This window comes from Mesorhizobium sp. M0587, from assembly GCF_040320945.1.
Classification (GTDB): domain Bacteria; phylum Pseudomonadota; class Alphaproteobacteria; order Rhizobiales; family Rhizobiaceae; genus Mesorhizobium.
On record NZ_JAMYQP010000104.1, the window covers coordinates 1 to 877 of the forward strand.

The 877-nt window shown below is 62.0% G+C and carries 1 protein-coding gene; it reads left to right on the forward strand.

Annotation, left to right across the window (positions count from 1 at the left end; translation table 11 throughout):
* A partial coding sequence (locus NKI49_RS33205) for an amino acid adenylation domain-containing protein (protein ID WP_352695941.1) occupies positions 1-877 on the forward strand: 877 nt, incomplete at both ends.

The window sequence follows — 877 nt, forward strand, 5'->3', positions numbered from 1 at the left end:
CCCCGACCCGCGCGCGCTGGGGCTCACCCCCCGCCATCTCGCCTACATCATCTACACCTCGGGCTCCACCGGGACGCCCAAGGGCGTCATGGTCGAGCATGCGCAGATTGTCCGTTTGTTCGAAGCGACCCAGGATTGGTACGGCTTCACCGAACACGACATATGGTGCCTGTTCCATTCCTTCTCGTTCGACTTCTCAGTGTGGGAGCTATGGGGTGCACTGCGCTACGGCGGGCGTTTGATACTCGTGCCGGTCGATACTGCACGGTCTGCTCCTGACTTCCATGATCTAATCTGCAAGTCGGGCGTGACGGTTTTGAACCAGACCCCCTCGGCGTTCAAAACGTTCATCGATGCGGAGTGCAAGAGCAGTCTTCGCAGCCGTCTTCGATATGTGTTTTTTGGTGGGGAGGCCCTGGAGCCGCCAATTCTGAAGGCTTGGTATGCAAAGCACCTAGATTCCACCCCACAACTGATCAACATGTACGGCATCACGGAAACGACCGTGCATGCAACCTATCGGCCTCTTGTCGAGCCCGATACTGCCGCGTCGGGAAGCCCGATTGGCCGTCCGATTGCGAACACGCGGATCTATCTTCTGGACGCTCATGGTGCGCCGGTGCCGTTCGGGGCGGTGGGCGAGCTCTATATCGGCGGGGCCGGGGTTGCGCGCGGCTACCTGAACCGGCCGGAGCTGACGGCCGAGCGGTTCATCGCCAGCTCCTTTGTGGAGGGCGACCGGCTGTATCGGAGCGGCGACCTGGCGCGCTATCTGCCGGACGGCAATCTGGAGTTTTTGGGCCGCAACGACGAGCAGGTGAAGATCCGCGGCTTCCGCATCGAGCCGGGCGAGGTCGCGGCGCGGCTTTGCGAGCAC